The following is a 16,243-nucleotide window of genomic DNA, read 5'->3' on the forward strand; positions in this document are numbered from 1 at the left end:
GAAAAGCGCAAAAGTAAGCAAAACGCTCTTGCCCCACCACTCGGCACCTCGCTTAGGCTCGGTGTGCCCGTAATCCGCCATGGATTTGGGGGGCCGCCGCCACGCGCCATCCATGGCGCGGGGCGGCTAAACCGGCATCCCTGCCGGTTTGCCCCCCAAATCCATGGCGAATTCCGGCCAGCGTGGCTTGACGGGGCGCCTAAGATCAAAAGCAGATCAAGATCAAGATCAAGGGCGGCTCGCTTCGCATCGTGGTTACCGTAGGGGCTGCGAACGACAGTTGTGTAGATACCACGCCGGGATGGCGCCTTAAAATGCAAAAAGCCCCGCCATTCTCATGGCGGGGCTTTTGTTTTTTTTGCGTGTCACTCAGTACTGCGGGTCGCCCACGTGCAGGATCTTCATGCCATTGGTGCCACCGGTGGTGTGGTAGCTGTCGCCTTTGGTCAGGATGACCCAGTCGCCTTTCTCTACGACGCCGCGTTTGACCAGTTCGTCGATGGCTTTCTGGCTGACTTCGTTGGGTGCCAGCGAGGCCGGATCGAAGGGAATGGTGTACACGCCGCGGAACATCGCCGCGCGGGCCTGGGCTTCGCGGTGAGGGGTGAACGCGTAGATCGGCACCGAGGAGCGGATGCGCGACATGATCAACGGCGTATAGCCACTTTCGGTTAGGGCGATGATTGCCTTGACGCCCGGGAAGTGGTTGGCGGTGTACATGGCCGCCAGGGCGATGCTCTGGTCGCAGCTTTCGAAAACCTTGCCGATGCGATGGCTGGAGGTCTTGCTGGTGGGGTGCTTTTCAGCGCCGACGCAGATGCGCGCCATGGCCTGGACGGCCTCCAACGGGTACGGGCCGGCGGCGCTTTCAGCCGAGAGCATCACGGCGTCGGTGTAGTCGAGCACGGCGTTGGCCACGTCGGACACTTCGGCGCGGGTCGGCATCGGGTTCTGGATCATCGACTCCATCATCTGGGTCGCAACGATCACCGCTTTGTTGTGGCGGCGCGCGTGCAGGATGATTTTCTTCTGGATGCCGATCAGCTCGGCGTCGCCGATTTCCACGCCCAGGTCGCCACGGGCAACCATCACGGCGTCCGACGCCTTGATCAGGCCGTCGAGGGTTTCGTCATCGGCCACGGCTTCGGCGCGTTCGATCTTCGCCACGAGCCAAGCGGTGCCACCGGCTTCGTCGCGCAGTTTACGGGCGTATTCCATGTCGGCGGCGTCGCGCGGGAAGGACACGGCGAGGTAGTCCACTTCCATCTCGGCGGCGAGCTTGATGTCGGCCTTGTCTTTTTCAGTCAGGGCCGGTGCGGTCAGGCCACCGCCGCGACGGTTGATGCCTTTGTGGTCGGACAGCGGGCCGCCGATGATCACGGTGCAATGCAGTTCGGTCGGGGTCGCGGTGTCGACGCGCATGACCACGCGGCCGTCATCGAGCAGCAGTTCGTCGCCGACGCCGCAGTCCTTGACCAGGTCCGGGTAGTCGATGCCGACGATGTCCTGGGTGCCTTCAGTCAGCGGATGGCTGGTAGAGAAGGTGAATTTGTCACCGATCTTCAGCTCGATCCGCTTGTTGGCGAATTTGGCGATACGGATCTTCGGGCCTTGCAGGTCACCCAGCAGCGCCACGAAACGACCGTGTTTGGCGGCCAGGTCACGCACCAGCTTGGCGCGAGCCTTGTGCTCGTCCGGGGTGCCGTGGGAGAAGTTCAGACGGGCAACGTCCAAACCAGCCAGAATCAGCTGTTCGAGGACTTCCGGCGAGTTGCTGGCCGGGCCAAGGGTGGCGACGATTTTGGTACGACGGACGGACATGCACAGACTCCTGAGTTCAAGCGCTGGGGAAGGCTACTATGCTCTTTCGTTGTAGTCATTGTTCGTTTGCACTACTTATTGACGAACGGCTTGTTTTTGCTGAGGTTGAAAAGACGAACAGTCTTGAAGATTTTCGGCGCGGGGTCGATACACTGCACAAGACAGGAGAACCCCCATGCGAATTTTGCTCGTTGCTGCCCTGGCCGTCAGTGTTGTCGGCTGCACCCGCTGGTCAATGGACCACCATTTGAACAACGCTTACCGTGCCTATGGGGTGGGCGATTGCGCGCGGGTCACGCTGGAGTTGTCCCAGGTCGACCGCGAGAGCCGCACCCGTCGTTATGTGCAACCCGAGGTTTCGATGCTGCGCGGGCAGTGCCTGGAGCGGCAGAAGCTGTTCGTCGATGCCGCGCAAACCTATCAATTCATCATCAGCCAATACCCGTCCAGCGAGTACGCTTATCGCGCCCGTGCCCGGCTCGATACCTTGCGCCAGTTGGGGCATGACTCCGGCGCAAGTGTGGCGCAACCACGGCCGACCTCGCTGTAGTGCTATTTGTCGCTTGAGAACTGGCCTGGTGCCAGTCTTGGGCTATTCTTTGAATATCAGTTTGTACAACTTTCTATTCAAAACAGTGCAACGCCCGGATTCGGCAGCGGTCGCGTGACAACGCGCGCTTTTCACACCGATATCAGGGAGAGCGATGGGCTCGTTTCGAATCACTGGCTTTATGGGATGGCAACCTCACCATGTTTATCGAACGACGGATCGAACGGCATCAGCTGCCTTATTTCTTGCAGGTGTTCAATCGGCTTACGGACAAGCCAATCGGTTTTCTGGGCGACGTTTCCGAGGGCGGGCTGATGCTGATCAGCCAGTTACCGATGATGATCGGTGCAGACTTCGAGCTGCGCTTGAAAATTCCCGGGCTGCACGGCGAATTCCAGGCTGTTGATCTTACCGCGACTTGTCTGTGGAGCCGGGAAGACGTCAACCCGCAACATTACGATTCGGGGTTCCGCGTGCTTCAGGCATGCGAAGAATACGCACAGCTGATCAGCGCCTTGTTGCATTACTTCAGTTTCGATCCGCTGCAGGCATCCGCCTGAACGGCGGGTGCAGTCGGCTACGGGGGCCGTGTCCACCGTGGCCGTGCGCGTGCGTTCAGAACACGCCGGCTTTTTTCCAGCGCAGGTAACGCGTCACCAGCGCGGCGCCCAATGTTGACGGCAAGCTATCCAGCACGGTCAGCCCATGGGCACCCAGGCGGTCATGCAACTGGTTACGCATGTTGAGGTAGTCAATTGCGCCGCTGTAGGCCAATGCTTCGGGCAGGGTTTGTACCGGGGCCTGGCGCAGTTGATCGAGCACTTCCTCTCGCAAACTCGCGATCAGCACCCGATGGTGCCGACCAATGCGCTTGATCGCACTCACCAGTGCTTCATCGTCTTCATCACGCAGGTTGGTGACCACGATCACTAATGCGCGCCGTGTTTGCCGAGCCAGCAATTGGCTGGCGGCGGCCTCGTAGTCGGCTGTCTTGCGTGTGCTGTGCAAGTCATAGACGGCATTGAGCAAGACGTTCAACTGACCGCTGCCCTTGACCGGCGCCAGGTAACGCGGCTGGTCGCTGGCAAAGGTACACAGCCCGACTGCATCGCCTTGGCGCAAGGCGACGTAACTCAGTAACAGACAGGCATCCAGAGCGTGGTCGAAGTGGGACAACTCGTCGTCCTGGCTGCGCATGCGCCGGCCGCAATCGAGCATGAACACAATCTGTTGGTCACGTTCATCCTCATATTCCCGGGCAATCGGCGTGCGTTGTCGTGCCGTGGCTTTCCAGTCGATCTGACGCAGGCTGTCACCGTCGCGAAACTCGCGTAATTGATGAAACTCCAGGCCCGGTCCACGCCGCTGATGCTGGCGCACACCCAGTTGGCTCAGCCAGTTATCCACCCCCTGCAACTGCGCACCCGATAAGCGTGCGAAGTCCGGGTACACGCGAGTGGCGTCCGTGACGTCGAGCCAGCGCCGCGCCGACCACAACCCCAGGGGGCTGGGCAGATGGATTTCGCAGCGGCTGAAGCTGAAATGTCCACGTCGTACGGGGCGCACACGATAGCCCAACTCACCACGCTCGCCCGGGCGCAGCAAAATGGATTGCGGCAGGTTATCCACAACCAGCCCGTCGGGCACGTGATCGAATACCTGCACGGTCAGCGGCTGTGGATAGTCGTGTTCCAGTGACAGGCGCACTTCTCCCCAGCGCCCCAATGCCAGGCTGCCGGGCAGTGTCCTGCGCACACGTACCGAAGGGCGGCGGCGTAACCGTATGGCATCGAGCATCGCCAGCACCAACAGGGCCAGGAGCAGGCCCCAGGCGATTGCGTGCAAGGTCTCGGGCACCTTGACCTGCAAGGCCATCGACGCGCCCAGCAGGATACTGAGGGCCAACAGGACACCCAGCCAGGTCAGGAACAGACGGGTCGGTTTCATGCCGGCGTTACTGCCTGGGGGCCGCAATCTGGTCGAGCAACTGCTTGATCACCTGGTCCACCTCCAGGCCATCGATGTCCAGTTCGGGCGCGAGCCGTACGCGGTGACGCAGCACCGCCAGGGCGCATCCCTTGACGTCATCCGGGGTCACGAAGTCGCCGCCGCGCAACAGCGCACGGGCACGGGCGCCGCGAATCAGGGCGATAGAGGCCCGTGGGCCTGCGCCGATGGTCAAGCCCGGCCAACTGCGCGTGGCCCGCGCCAGGCGTACGGCATAGTCGAGCACCTGTTCATCCAGAGGCATGCCGCTGGCGATCTGCTGCATCTGTACCACGTCTTCGGCCTGCAGCACGGTACGCAACGGTTGTACATCGAGCATGTCGGCCCTGGACGAGCGGGTCACTTCGCGCACCATGTCCACTTCCTGCTGCGCGTCGGGATAGTCCATGCGCACCTTGAGCATGAAGCGGTCCAACTCGGCTTCAGGTAACGGATAGGTGCCTTCCTGCTCGATCGGGTTCTGGGTGGCAAGCACCATGAACGGCGCGCCGATGGGCAATGCCTCGCCCTCCAGGGTGACTTGGCGCTCCTGCATGGCTTCGAGCAATGCCGCCTGGGTCTTGGCCGGAGCGCGGTTGATTTCGTCGGCCAGTAACAAGTGGGTGAACAACGGCCCCTTGCGCAGCTTGAACTGTTCGGTCTGCAGGTCGTACACCGCGTGGCCGGTGACATCGCTGGGCATCAGGTCCGGCGTGAACTGGATGCGCGCGAAATCGCCGCCGAAACAACGGGCCAGCGCACGCACCAGCAACGTTTTGCCAAGGCCGGGTACACCCTCCAGCAGCACATGGCCACCTGCAATCAACGCGGTAAGCACGTCATCGATCACCGCGTCCTGGCCAATCACTGCCTTGCGTAATTCAATGCGCAGGGCCTGGGCCTGTTGCGTGGCGTTTTGGACAGTCTGTTCTGCGGTCAGGGTTGTAGCCGTTGGAGAGTCGCTCATAGGGCATTCCTGAGGGTTTGCAGGCACGCCACCCGTTGGCTGAAATCGGCGCTGGAGAGCCGTTTCAGCGCAGGTGCGCCGAGTGCCTGGCGGATGATAGGGGAGGGTTGTTGCGTCAGGTGTTCCAGCACCTGACATTGTTCTGCCATGTCGAGGTGTTCAAAGCCGGGGTGACGGCGGCGGGCGGTGCGCAGTAAATCCTGCTGCAAGGCTTGCAGCAAGGCGCCCTGGCCGCTGCGGCGTAGCAGGAAGTCGGCGCTGGCGCGCAAATGCTCCTGTAGCTGTCGACGCGCCTTGGGCGCGGGTGCCTGGATCGGGCCCTGGCGCATGCCGGCGTGCCAGAGTGCCAGGGCAAGCAGTGCGACCAGCGCGACGAGGGCCTGGGGGAAGTAACGAACCAGCAGGGTCAGCAGGTTGTCCGCGCCGCTGTTGAACAGCAGGGTGACGTCGGTGCCCTGGTTCAGGTACCACAGCAGCCAGGCATTGTCGTGCTTGCCGATGCTCGGGGTTTTCCACAGGTCGCTGTCGGTGAGCACCGTGACGCGGCCTGACCCGAGGTCAAGTTGCATCAGATGGCTGGACTTGGCGCTGTTGGCTGAAAACTGCGCCAGGTGCCCGGGGTCGGTAAGGTTGAAGTCGGTGTCAAAACTGAAATACGCCGGTGCGGTTTCATTGTCGACATACAGTTTAGTGAGGTCCGGCGCGATCTTTTTGCGCGGCACCGCCGGCTCGTCGAAGTCGTCGCTAAGGGTTTGGTGAAGATTGAGACGATCGAGCAGCAGGTCGCCGCTTTTACCGGTCTCTTCATCCCATAACGCCTCGGCCACCAGTAACAGGTGCCCCCCGGCTTTTGCCCACGCCAGCAGTTGTTCGACCTGGCCTGGGGTCATGTTGCCACGCTCCCCCAGCAACAGCAGGCTATGACCTGGGGCGGGCAGATCGGCAAGCCGCTCGAGCCCGTTGGCATGTGTTACCGCCAGGCCTTGCTGGCGCAGGAAATCCTCCGCCGCGAGGTAGGGGTTGGCCAGTGCGTCCGGCGATGGGCCACGATCCACAACCTCCTCATAGGGAATTGCCTTGTGCCAGGCATACAGGCCGCCCGCTCCCAACAGGCAGGCCAGCAGTGCGGCAATCCACAGTAATGGCCGTTTCATTGGCTGGCTCCGCTACTGAAGAGTGCGCGCCAATCGCTGCACAGTTTTTGCTGGGCGGTGCCGGGAGGCAGTCGATGGCCATAGGCAAGGTTTTGCCAGTGAGCGGTCAATTCGCGGCTGAATGCCAGCAACTGCGGTTGCTGCAACTGATGAACGCGCTCCAGTACCTGGCCCTCGGTATCGGCACTTTTGAGTGGCAGGTCGAACTCATGCAGCAGCCGGCTGAGCAGGCCGCGATACAGCAGGCCGAGGGCTTCCCGCGGGCGGGTGGGCCAAAGCTGTTCGGCGGCGCTGGCGATATCGTCGGGCAATGTCTCGACCCCCAGTTCCAGGCCGAACAATTGGGCGGGCGCAGGTCTTGCGGTGTTGGGTTGAGGTCGCCGCCTGCGGCTGACAAATGTGCGCAGCCATTCACGGTAGCGCCACACCACCAGGGCCAGCCCGCCAATCACCACGCTCCATAGCAGTATCTCCAAGCCTTGGGCCACGTGCCTGAAGGTGTTGCTGTTGAGGTTGTCGAGCAATTGCTGGAGCCAGGCAGGTAATTTACCGTCCCCATGGGCTTTGCGGGGCGTGGCGGGTTTTTCCTCGCCAAAACGATAACGGGTGACGGTTTGCGGATTCTTGAACGGCGGTTTTTCCAACAGCGCCTTGATCGATTGGCTGGCCGCCTGGGTGCCGAGGGGCTTGGGCTCAGCTGTCTGATCGGCCAGCGCCGATGGGCTCAGTTGCACCAGCGTGAGCCCGACGACCAGCAGCAACAGCGGCGCGACACCGCTCAGGCGTTGGCGCAACCGGCGAAACACCAGTTCCAGGTCCCAGGCTTCCAGAACGGTGCGACGGTTGAGGTACAGGCTGAAACCGCAGGCGACGTAGATGGGCTCCCAGAACACCAGGACCAGCGCATAGAACGCGTTGCTCAGGTGTTCCAGCCATAGCCCCTGCGGGCCTGTCGCCAGTACCAGCCGCTGCCAGTCCCACTGCAGTTCAACCTGCTCGGGGATAAATAGATAGAACAGCGCCATGCACCCAAACCATAGGCCGATCTCCATATGCACCCCGATGATTGTCAGCCAGCGCGCGGCGCCTGCATTACGCTGTTGCAGTATGCCCAGGCGCTGTTGACGCACCGGCCCATCCAGGCCTTCAAGCTGGCTCACCGGCAGCATGAAGCTGCGGCTCAGGCTCAGCCGGCGCCAGGTCAGGCTGGCGAACAGTTGCCCCCTGAGCAGGCGTGGCCACTGGCGAGCGGCCTGTTTCAGGCTCGGGGTTTCACCAAACAGGGCCTTGGAAAGAATGTACAACGGCAAGCGTTCGAAGGCGGGCTTGAGCCACCAGAACAGGAATAGGGCGTAAGACGGGTACTGCCACAGCAGCGCGGTGAGTAGCAGGAACACAGGCAGGCTGACCAGGGCCCAACTGCCCATCAGCACTGCACGATGTTCACGGGCCAGCAGTACGCCGAGGTCCATGGCTTCCCAGGAGGTACGCGGGCGGATGACCACGCTGGCGTCAGTCAGGCGCATGGCGAGTCCGGCCGGCGAAGATCAGGTAGGCGGCCACCAGCAGCCATAGTGCGCTGCCCACCAGGTATTTGATCCAGGGCGCAATGCTTGTGGTGGATGACCAGTAGGCTTCGATGAACGCTGCGATCAGCAGGAACACCATGACTGCGCAGAGCATCTGCACGCTTTTGCGGGCCGCCAGGCGCAGGGATTCGCTACGTGCCAACGGCCCTGGCGCGATCAGTGACCAGCCCAGTTGCAGGCCCGCCGCACCGGCCAGTGCGATGGCGCTGAGTTCGAAGGCACCATGGCCGATCACGAATGACCAGAAGGTCTGGCCGTAGCCGATTTCACTCAGGTACCCGGACACCGCCCCGATGGTCAAGCCGTTGAAGACCAGGAAGAACACGCTGCCCAGGCCGAACAGCAAACCGGCGGCAAAGGTCTGGAAGGCGATGCCGATGTTGTGCATCACGTAGTAGCCAAACATCATCCAGTCTTCGCTGGAGGCGCGTTCGGCCGCGCGGCCCAGGCGACTGGCGGCGGGGTCGTACATGCTTTGCATCTCGGCCACCTGTTGCGGGCTGACGATGCTGTAGATCAGGTCGGGAAACAGGTAGACCAACAGGGCTATGCCCAGCAGGCTGCCAAAGAACAGCAGGCTGGCGATCAGCACAAAGCACCATTGTTCGCGTACCAGGCGCGGGAAGTCGGCGAGGATGAAGGCCACCACGTTCGCCGTCGTTTGGCTGCGATGGCGATACAGTTGCTGGTGGCCGCGCAGCGCCAGTTGTTGCAGACGGTCCACCAGGTAACTGCTGTAGCCGCGCTCCTGGGCCAGGGCCAGGTGTTGGCACAGGCGTCGATAGTGATAAGGAAAGTCGGTCACCTCGCAGGCTTTGCCTCGCTCCAACTGTTTCAGTTGTTCGGCGAAAGTCTGCCATTGCTGCTGGTGCCGGCTTTCAAAAAGGCTCTGCTTCATGTCGGCCCCAACAAACCACGGGCCACACCGTTAAGTTGCTCCACGGCGCGGGCCGGGGACACCTGCAAGGGCGCCGCGAGGATTGCAGCCAGTTCATGCACCCGCTCGGCAGACAGGTCGGCCTGGCGTTCGGCGAAACCGAGGATTGCGCGCTGTTCACTCAGCTCCAGCGCGAAGGGCAGGCGCAGGGCGGCTGCTTGAGGTAGGGGCGGACGGGCCAGCGACTGTTCGCGGTAGACCACCAGCGTGCCCGCCGCCAGGTCGCCGAGCCGCTTGAAGTGCGGATGTTGCAGGCAACTGATGGCGCCGAAGAAGTAGCCGAAGGGCAGCATGTCGACAAACCGCAGCAGGTTGCGGATCAGTGATGCCGACCAACCGATGGCGGTGCCGTCATCCTGTACCACCCGCAGGCCCATGACTTGCTTGCCGGGCGAGCAGCCCTGGTTGAGCACTTCGAACAGCACCATGTACCACCAACTGACCAGGAACAGCAGCAGCGCGCCCAGGCCGAGGCCGAGGTTGCCAAGCAGCGCCAGGGGCACCAGCAGGATGCCCATGATCACGCCACGCGCGAGCAGATCGAAGGCGTAGGCCAATGCCCTTGGCGCAAGGCCGGCAGGGCGCAAGGGCAGGTCGATACCCTCGGGGGTCTCGATCTGGTAGCAGGTATCCAGAGGAGCTGTTGGCATTGCGATCCTTGGCAGTGCGAAGCGACTGAGAGACACGGATGCTAGCAGTGTCGAGGCGGGAAGCAACCCTTCAAGATTTTACTGGATGTTTGTCCAGTAAGGTATCGCTGGCCCCTGGCCCCTTGCAGCGCCTAGACTTTGCCGGTCTTCAGCACAGGAACAGCCCGTGACCTCCATTTTCTGGTACGACTATGAAACCACCGGAATCAATCCGCGCAGCGATCGCCCGCTGCAGGTAGCCGGCATTCGTACCGACCTCGAGCTCAACGAAGTCGGCCCGCCGATCAATCTGTATTGCCGGCCCAGCGACGATATCCTGCCCCATCCGGCAGCGTGTGCGATCACCGGTATCACGCCGCAGGTCCTGGCGCACAAAGGCCTTGCCGAAGCGGACTTCATGACCCGGGTGCACGCCGAACTCGCGGCCCCCGGCACCTGCGGCGCGGGTTATAACACCCTGCGCTTTGACGATGAAATGACGCGCTACAGTCTCTATCGCAACTTTTTCGACCCTTACGCACGCGAGTGGCAGGGCGGTAACAGCCGCTGGGACTTGATCGATGTGATGCGTACCGCCTATGCCCTGCGCCCGGAGGGGATTGTGTGGCCCGAGCAGGACGGGCGCGTGACGCTCAAGCTCGAACGCCTGACGCAAGCCAACGGCATCGACCACGGCCAGGCCCACGATGCGTTGTCTGACGTGCGCGCGACCATCGCCCTGGCGCGATTGGTGCGTGAAAAACAACCCAAGCTGTATGAGTGGCTTTTCCAGTTGCGGAGCAAGCAACGGGTGATGGACCAGGTGCGCCTGTTGCAGCCGCTGGTGCATATTTCCGGACGCTTCAGCGCCGAGCGACATTATCTGGGGGTGGTCTTGCCGTTGGCCTGGCATCCGCGCAATCGCAATGCATTGATTGTGTGTGACTTGGGGCTCGACCCGCAGGCCCTGCTCGAACTGGATGCCCAAACGTTGCGCGAGCGCCTCTATACGCGGCGCGATGAGCTGTCGGCGGGCGATCTGCCGGTGCCGCTCAAGTTGCTGCACATCAACCGCTGTCCGGTCGTCGCGCCCTTGAAAGTGCTGCGCGCGCAAGATCGCGAGCGGCTGCAATTGGATATGGAGGTTTACCAGGCACGGGCGCTGCGACTAACTGACGCACAGGAAGTTTGGCGTGACAAGTTGGCGAGCGTTTACGCCGAGGAGGAATATGCGCCGAATGCCGATCCGGAGCAGCAGCTCTATGAGGGTTTTATCGGCGACCGTGACCGGCGCCTATGTGAACAAGTTCGCATGGCAGAGCCGGTACAACTGGGACGCCAGCAATGGCCGTTCGATGATCATCGATTGCCTGAATTATTATTCCGCTATCGCGCGCGTAACTTTCCTGAAACCTTGAACAATGAGGAGCAAGAGCGCTGGAGACTTTTCTGTCAGCAACGGTTGTCAGACCCGGTATGGGGTGCACCCAATACCCTGGCGGCATTTAAGCTGGCCCATCAGGAATTGAAAAACAGTGCGACAGCGTTTCAGTGCCAGGTACTGGATGAATGGCAAGACTATGCTGACTCTTTAGCGGCCCGCCTGAATCTGTAGCCGAGCAACTGCAAAACATTCAGACAATAAAAAACGCCAGCGAGCTGGCGTTTTCAATGTGTCGCGTATCGGGTGCAGATCCGACCAGGCTTAGCCCAGCAGGGTAGCCCAACCTTCTACCACGTCACCGCCCCACTTGGCTTTCCACTCTTTCAGCGTCTTGTGATTGCCGCCTTTGGTTTCAATCACTTCACCGTTGTGCGGGTTTTTGTACTGCTTGACTTTGCGAGCACGTTTGGTGCCGGTAGTTTTCACAGCGCCACGCGGTGCTTTAACTTTCGATTCCGGATCCAGCAGCGCGATGATGTCACGCAGGGATTTGGAGTATTCGCCCATCAGGGTGCGCAGTTTGCCTTCGAATTCCAGCTCGGTTTTCAGCTTGTCGTCTTGCGACAGATTCTTCAAACGGGCTTGCAGCTCTTTGATAGCTTCTTCGGTGGCGCGGTATTCGTTGATCAGAGACATGTGGACTACCTTATGTAGAACGCTGATTGACAGGGTGAGTGGCCTAATAATAGTCAGGCAATTTCATCAAGTAAACATTTAAGCAGCTATTTACGTGAATTAGATTGAAGTTTTTCGCCGCGGTGTGAAGTCGAGTTAATTATCGGGTACGCGGCTAAAAACAATCAGCTTAATTCTGCTAATTGCCGAGCTTGCCTGTGTAACGCCATATAACGCTGGTAAAACCTTACGCTGTTAAGGGGTGTTGCCAGCGCCAGGGATCAGAATAAGGCACAAGGAGTACTGCAGTTTTTCTGCGCAATCGCTAGAATGGCGGCCTTTGCGAAGTTCTGGAGTTTCCCCCTAATGCGCACTTTTCGGCTGGTGATTGCTTGCCCGGACCGGGTTGGCATCGTTGCCAAGGTCAGTAACTTTCTGGCTTCTCATAACGGTTGGATCACCGAGGCGAGCCATCACTCGGATGATCTCAGCGGTTGGTTTTTCATGCGTCACGAAATCCGTGCCGATACCTTGCCTTTTGGTCTGCAAGCCTTCCGTGAGGCGTTTGCGCCGATCGCCGAAGAGTTTTCGATGACCTGGCACATCACCGACACAGAGCAGAAGAAACGCGTCGTGCTGATGGCCAGCCGTGAATCCCACTGCCTGGCGGACCTGCTGCACCGCTGGCACAGCGATGAGCTCGATTGCGAGATCGCGTGTGTGATCTCCAACCATGACGACCTGCGCAGCATGGTCGAATGGCATGGCATCCCGTATTACCACGTGCCGGTCAACCCGCAGGACAAGGAGCCGGCGTTCGCCGAAGTGTCGCGCCTGGTCAAGCAGCACGATGCCGACGTGGTGGTGCTGGCGCGCTACATGCAGATCCTGCCGCCGGAACTGTGCCGCGAATACGCGGGCAAGGTGATCAACATTCACCACAGCTTCCTGCCGTCGTTCGTGGGTGCCAAGCCTTATCACCAGGCGTCCCTGCGCGGCGTGAAGCTGATCGGCGCAACCTGTCACTATGTCACCGAAGAACTGGACGCCGGTCCGATCATCGAGCAGGACGTGGTGCGCGTCAGCCACAGCGACAGCATCGAAGACATGGTGCGTTTCGGTCGCGACGTCGAAAAGATGGTGCTGGCCCGTGGCTTGCGTTATCACCTGGAAGATCGCGTATTGGTGCACGGCAACAAGACCGTGGTGTTCTGACCGACGCGTCTGGTTGAACAAGCAGGGGTCCGGGAGTAAAACTCTCCGGGCCCTTTTTATTTTCAGGAGGCGACCATGACCGACCCACTCGACAAGGCGACTTCCAGGCCACCCGCTACCCTGGGCGAGGGCTGTCTGAGTCGCTACGACCCGGATGCGCTGGGTGCTGAGGATGGTACTGACTTTCCCGGCGCCGCCCAGTTGTGGGAGCAGTTGCAGGAGGATGAAAAGCCGCCCGCTGCCCCCGGAAAAGACGCTTGAGCAGCGGCTTGCCCACCATCAACAGAAACACAGGCGCACCGGCGAACAGATAGAAGTAGTAGGTGACTGCCCGCCAGATCAGAATGGCCGCCGCCGCCGTTGAGTTGCCCACCATCGGCGCGAGCAATGCCGCCGACGTCAACTCCGCCGCCCCGGCCCCGCCTGGCAGCAGGCTCAATTGCCCTGCGGTCAATGACAGCATCTGGATCAGGAAGCTCCAGGCCCACTGCACCTGCCCACCCAGGCCGCGCAGCGCCAGGTACAACACGCTGTAGCGTAATAACCAATGCAGGCTGGTCAGCGCGAACACCCCGAGCAGGGTGCTCCAGGGCAATTTCAGCGTTTGGGTGAAGGCCGCAAGGAAGCGCAGCAACCGACGGGCCCACCGCCGGCGGGTGCCGGCGCGCACTTTCATGGCCTTGAGTGCACGTCCGGCCAGGCGAATCAGGCGGCGATGAAAGCGCACCACCAACACGCAGCCGACGACGCCACCGACCATCGACACGGCACTGAGCCCCAACAGCTCTTCCAGGCGTGGGCTGAGGCTATGGAACAGCGCATACAGCACGATGCCCACCAGTGCGCAGAAAAAGAACAGCAAGTCACTCAACTGGTCCATGGCGAACACCGCGCTGCCATGGGCCGGACGTATGCCGCTGCGTGCCAGCAGGCCCATCAGCGTGAGGGGCCCGCCGCTGCCGCCTGGGGTCGCGCACATGGCGAATTCGGTCGATATCACCACGCCCAGGCTTTTGCGCCATCCCAACCGAGCGCGCTGTGCGCCCAGCAATAAGCGCAGGCGCAGGCTGTTGATCAGCCAGCAGCCGATGATCATGGCAAACATTCCCAGTAATTGGAGCAGGGGAAACTGGCGCAGGCGCGCAACGGTTTCGCCGCCACCCAGCCACACCGGGATCACCAGCGCGACCAGCAGCGCCAGGCCCAGCCAGATCAGCCGGCGCATGGCAGCGTCGACAGCCACGCGGACTTGGTCTGTGGCGTGCGTCCATCCTCAAGCAGGCGCTCCAGGGTGTGCAGCCAATACTGACGGGAAAATTCGTGACGCATATCGACGGGGTGCAACCCTAACCGGATCACCGGTGCGGTCTGCCAGCGCTGCTCGCGTCGATCGCTCAAGACCTTGGACAAGCCTCGGCGCCATGCACTGCGCGCGCTCCACACCAGGCCCGGGGCGTGGATGGGCGTGAAGTCGGGCAGGCGATACAGGTGCTGCGGGTCGCTGGTGTAGCTCAGCGGTAACTGGCGCAACGCCAACCGGGTACCCTGGCTCATCAACCAGGCGGGTGCGACAAACCCTTGCAGGGGCCAGTCATTGCGCTGGAATACCTCGATGCCGTCGGTCAGGCGCTGCAAGGCTTCGGCTTGCGATAACTGGTAGAACTCGCCCTCATGGGTATAGATGCGCCGCATGAACCATTCCCGGGGTGTACGCGGCCGGGGTTGGTCGTCGCAGTGGTAATACCCGTGCAAGGTGAGTTCATCGCCCTTGGCTACCCGGTTGTCGAGCAGGCGCCGGAAGTCTGCATGGGTGGCCAGGGCGTTGTGATGATGAAAGTCCGGGACCACCAGCCAGGTGACAGGGACATTGCCGATGGCGTCGACGGCTTCGACAAAGGGCCGGTAATCGGCCCAGGTGCTCGGCGCCACGTCGTGCAGCACCAGCATGACTGAACGTTCAACCATGGGCGAGCATCGGCTTTTGTGTGCCGAGCACGGCATGGTAATGCCCCAGCAGGCTGTCCACCACCGCATCCCACGCGTAATGCTGTTCGACATGGCGCCGCGCCTGTTCCCCGAGACGGCGGCTGTCGGCGCCAAACAGTTCGCGTACCGTATCGGCCATCGCCTTGGGGTTGTTGGGCGCGCAGAGCAGGCCGCAGCGCTCGTCGACAATCTCGGTAAAGGCTCCCGCCGCCACGGCGACCACCGGAATGCCGCAGGCCATGGCTTCCAGAATGACCAGGCCGAAGGTTTCCTGGTCACCGCCATGCAATAACGCATCGGCGCTGGCCATCAAGCGGGCCACGTGATCGGCCGGGCGGAAGCCATCGACTACGGTGACATTGTCCGGCACATTGGCCGGCATGCCGGAACCCACCAGCAATAAGTGATAACCCTCGCCCAGGCGCTTCATGCAGTTGAGCAGCACCGGCAGGTTCTTTTCCTTGGAGCCACGCCCGGCGAAAATCAGCAGCCTGGTGTCTTCATCGATCCCCAGTTCGGCGCGCAGGCCGGGGTCGCGTACCTGTGGCGTGAAGGTTTGCAGGTCGACGCCCAAGGGTTGCACGAAGACGTTTTTTACCCCAAGTCCAATGAGTTTGTCGGCCATTACCTGGCTGGGAGCCAGTACGCGGTCAAAATTCCCATAGAGCTTGCTGACATAAGCTTCGACGTTGGGGGTAAACCAGGCGCCCATGCGGTTACGCACCAGCAGGGGGAGATCGGAGTGGTAAAAACCGATGACGGGCACATCCAGCTGGCGCCGGGCGTCCAGGGCGGCCCAGGCGGTCAGGTAAGGATCGCCGACTTCGATCAGATCAGGCTGCAAATCGTGCAGGACATTTCGCCATGGCGCCAGGCGCAGGGGGAAGCGGTAGCCTTTGCCGAAGGGCAGCGGCGGCGCCGGCACCTGGAAAATACCATCGCGCTCGCTCAAGTGGGCGCCCGGCACCAACAGACTGTGGCGAATGCCGGGCTTGAGCGCCAGGCGCCGGTGCTTGGCGTCCAGATAAGTGCGTACGCCACCGCTGGCCGGGGCGTAGAACATGGTTATGTCAGCGATATGCACGATGAACATCCCTCCGATCCATTGCTCTCCTTAACGTGGACCTGAGGTAAGGATAGATGTTCGATCGGGATTGGGGTCGTGCTGCGTGTTCGAGCTTGAAATGATGGGGGAGGGTGCTTGCCCTGATACCAGTCAGTTAAGCGAACACCGCCGTCTGTAGGAGCGAGGGGGGCGCCTAGCTCTTGCTCGCGAAAAACGTCAACGATAACGCGTGCTTCCTGAATGAACGCGGCGCCTGTGAGTTTTTCGCGAGCAAGCTCGCTCCT

The 16,243-nt window shown here is 61.3% G+C and carries 15 protein-coding genes; 4 read left to right on the forward strand and 11 right to left on the reverse strand.

Annotated elements, in window-relative coordinates:
* Positions 1 to 369: 369 nt before the first annotated feature.
* On the reverse strand, positions 370 to 1,821 hold the full coding sequence (pyk, locus tag BFP90_RS07725; RefSeq protein ID WP_065887576.1) for a pyruvate kinase: 1,452 nt from the start codon (positions 1,819 to 1,821) through the stop codon (positions 370 to 372).
* A 175-nt stretch (positions 1,822 to 1,996) separates the two neighbouring features.
* On the opposite strand from pyk, the gene BFP90_RS07730 reads away from it, so the two are divergent.
* Complete coding sequence (locus BFP90_RS07730) at positions 1,997 to 2,371, forward strand: tetratricopeptide repeat protein (RefSeq protein ID WP_065887577.1); 375 nt, start codon at positions 1,997 to 1,999, stop codon at positions 2,369 to 2,371.
* A gap of 200 nt (positions 2,372 to 2,571) precedes the next feature.
* Positions 2,572 to 2,931 carry a PilZ domain-containing protein gene (locus BFP90_RS07735; RefSeq protein ID WP_065895096.1) on the forward strand — a complete coding sequence of 120 codons (360 nt, stop codon included), beginning with the start codon at positions 2,572 to 2,574 and terminating at the stop codon, positions 2,929 to 2,931.
* A 55-nt stretch (positions 2,932 to 2,986) separates the two neighbouring features.
* On the opposite strand, the gene BFP90_RS07740 is transcribed toward BFP90_RS07735, so the two are convergent.
* From BFP90_RS07740 to BFP90_RS07765, 6 genes are read right to left on the reverse strand one after another with little or no spacing between them, the layout of a single operon-like run.
* On the reverse strand, positions 2,987 to 4,318 hold the full coding sequence (locus BFP90_RS07740; RefSeq protein ID WP_065887579.1) for a DUF58 domain-containing protein: 1,332 nt from the start codon (positions 4,316 to 4,318) through the stop codon (positions 2,987 to 2,989).
* Between the two features lie 7 nt (positions 4,319 to 4,325).
* On the reverse strand, positions 4,326 to 5,324 hold the full coding sequence (locus BFP90_RS07745) for an AAA family ATPase (RefSeq protein ID WP_065887580.1): 999 nt from the start codon (positions 5,322 to 5,324) through the stop codon (positions 4,326 to 4,328).
* Positions 5,321 to 6,478 carry a DUF4350 domain-containing protein gene (locus BFP90_RS07750; protein WP_065896384.1) on the reverse strand — a complete coding sequence of 386 codons (1,158 nt, stop codon included), beginning with the start codon at positions 6,476 to 6,478 and terminating at the stop codon, positions 5,321 to 5,323. Before BFP90_RS07750 ends, BFP90_RS07745 begins: the two co-directional genes overlap by 4 nt.
* On the reverse strand, positions 6,475 to 8,004 hold the full coding sequence (locus BFP90_RS07755) for a DUF4129 domain-containing protein (RefSeq protein WP_065896385.1): 1,530 nt from the start codon (positions 8,002 to 8,004) through the stop codon (positions 6,475 to 6,477). The genes BFP90_RS07750 and BFP90_RS07755 overlap by 4 nt, the downstream gene beginning before the upstream one ends.
* Positions 7,991 to 8,965, reverse strand: a complete 975-nt coding sequence (locus BFP90_RS07760) for a stage II sporulation protein M (RefSeq protein WP_065896386.1) — start codon at positions 8,963 to 8,965, stop codon at positions 7,991 to 7,993. The genes BFP90_RS07755 and BFP90_RS07760 overlap by 14 nt, the downstream gene beginning before the upstream one ends.
* On the reverse strand, positions 8,962 to 9,654 hold the full coding sequence (locus tag BFP90_RS07765; RefSeq protein WP_065896387.1) for an RDD family protein: 693 nt from the start codon (positions 9,652 to 9,654) through the stop codon (positions 8,962 to 8,964). The genes BFP90_RS07760 and BFP90_RS07765 overlap by 4 nt, the downstream gene beginning before the upstream one ends.
* Positions 9,655 to 9,820: 166 nt before the next feature.
* Here BFP90_RS07765 and sbcB point away from each other — a divergent pair, with 166 nt between their 5' ends.
* The gene (gene sbcB / locus BFP90_RS07770; protein WP_065896388.1) at positions 9,821 to 11,248 is read left to right on the forward strand and encodes an exodeoxyribonuclease I; all 1,428 of its coding nucleotides are present in this window, start codon (positions 9,821 to 9,823) and stop codon (positions 11,246 to 11,248) included.
* Positions 11,249 to 11,338: 90 nt separating this feature from the next.
* Here sbcB and mvaT read toward each other — a convergent pair whose 3' ends face one another.
* Entirely contained in the window at positions 11,339 to 11,713 is a 375-nt protein-coding gene (gene mvaT / locus BFP90_RS07775; protein WP_003175830.1) for a histone-like nucleoid-structuring protein MvaT, read from the reverse strand.
* Between the two features lie 345 nt (positions 11,714 to 12,058).
* Here mvaT and purU point away from each other — a divergent pair, with 345 nt between their 5' ends.
* On the forward strand, positions 12,059 to 12,907 hold the full coding sequence (gene purU, locus BFP90_RS07780) for a formyltetrahydrofolate deformylase (RefSeq protein ID WP_043050024.1): 849 nt from the start codon (positions 12,059 to 12,061) through the stop codon (positions 12,905 to 12,907).
* A 115-nt stretch (positions 12,908 to 13,022) separates the two neighbouring features.
* On the opposite strand, the gene BFP90_RS07785 is transcribed toward purU, so the two are convergent.
* From BFP90_RS07785 to BFP90_RS07795, 3 genes are read right to left on the reverse strand one after another with little or no spacing between them, the layout of a single operon-like run.
* Positions 13,023 to 14,132: a lysylphosphatidylglycerol synthase transmembrane domain-containing protein gene (locus BFP90_RS07785; protein ID WP_065896450.1), complete on the reverse strand. Its 1,110-nt coding sequence runs from the start codon at positions 14,130 to 14,132 to the stop codon at positions 13,023 to 13,025.
* Positions 14,120 to 14,872 carry a DUF2334 domain-containing protein gene (locus BFP90_RS07790; protein WP_065896389.1) on the reverse strand — a complete coding sequence of 251 codons (753 nt, stop codon included), beginning with the start codon at positions 14,870 to 14,872 and terminating at the stop codon, positions 14,120 to 14,122. Before BFP90_RS07790 ends, BFP90_RS07785 begins: the two co-directional genes overlap by 13 nt.
* Positions 14,865 to 15,986, reverse strand: a complete 1,122-nt coding sequence (locus tag BFP90_RS07795) for a glycosyltransferase family 4 protein (protein ID WP_065896390.1) — start codon at positions 15,984 to 15,986, stop codon at positions 14,865 to 14,867. Before BFP90_RS07795 ends, BFP90_RS07790 begins: the two co-directional genes overlap by 8 nt.
* Positions 15,987 to 16,243 lie beyond the last annotated feature (257 nt).

Source organism: Pseudomonas sp. 24 E 13, from assembly GCF_900004715.1.
Lineage (GTDB): Bacteria > Pseudomonadota > Gammaproteobacteria > Pseudomonadales > Pseudomonadaceae > Aquipseudomonas > Aquipseudomonas orientalis_A.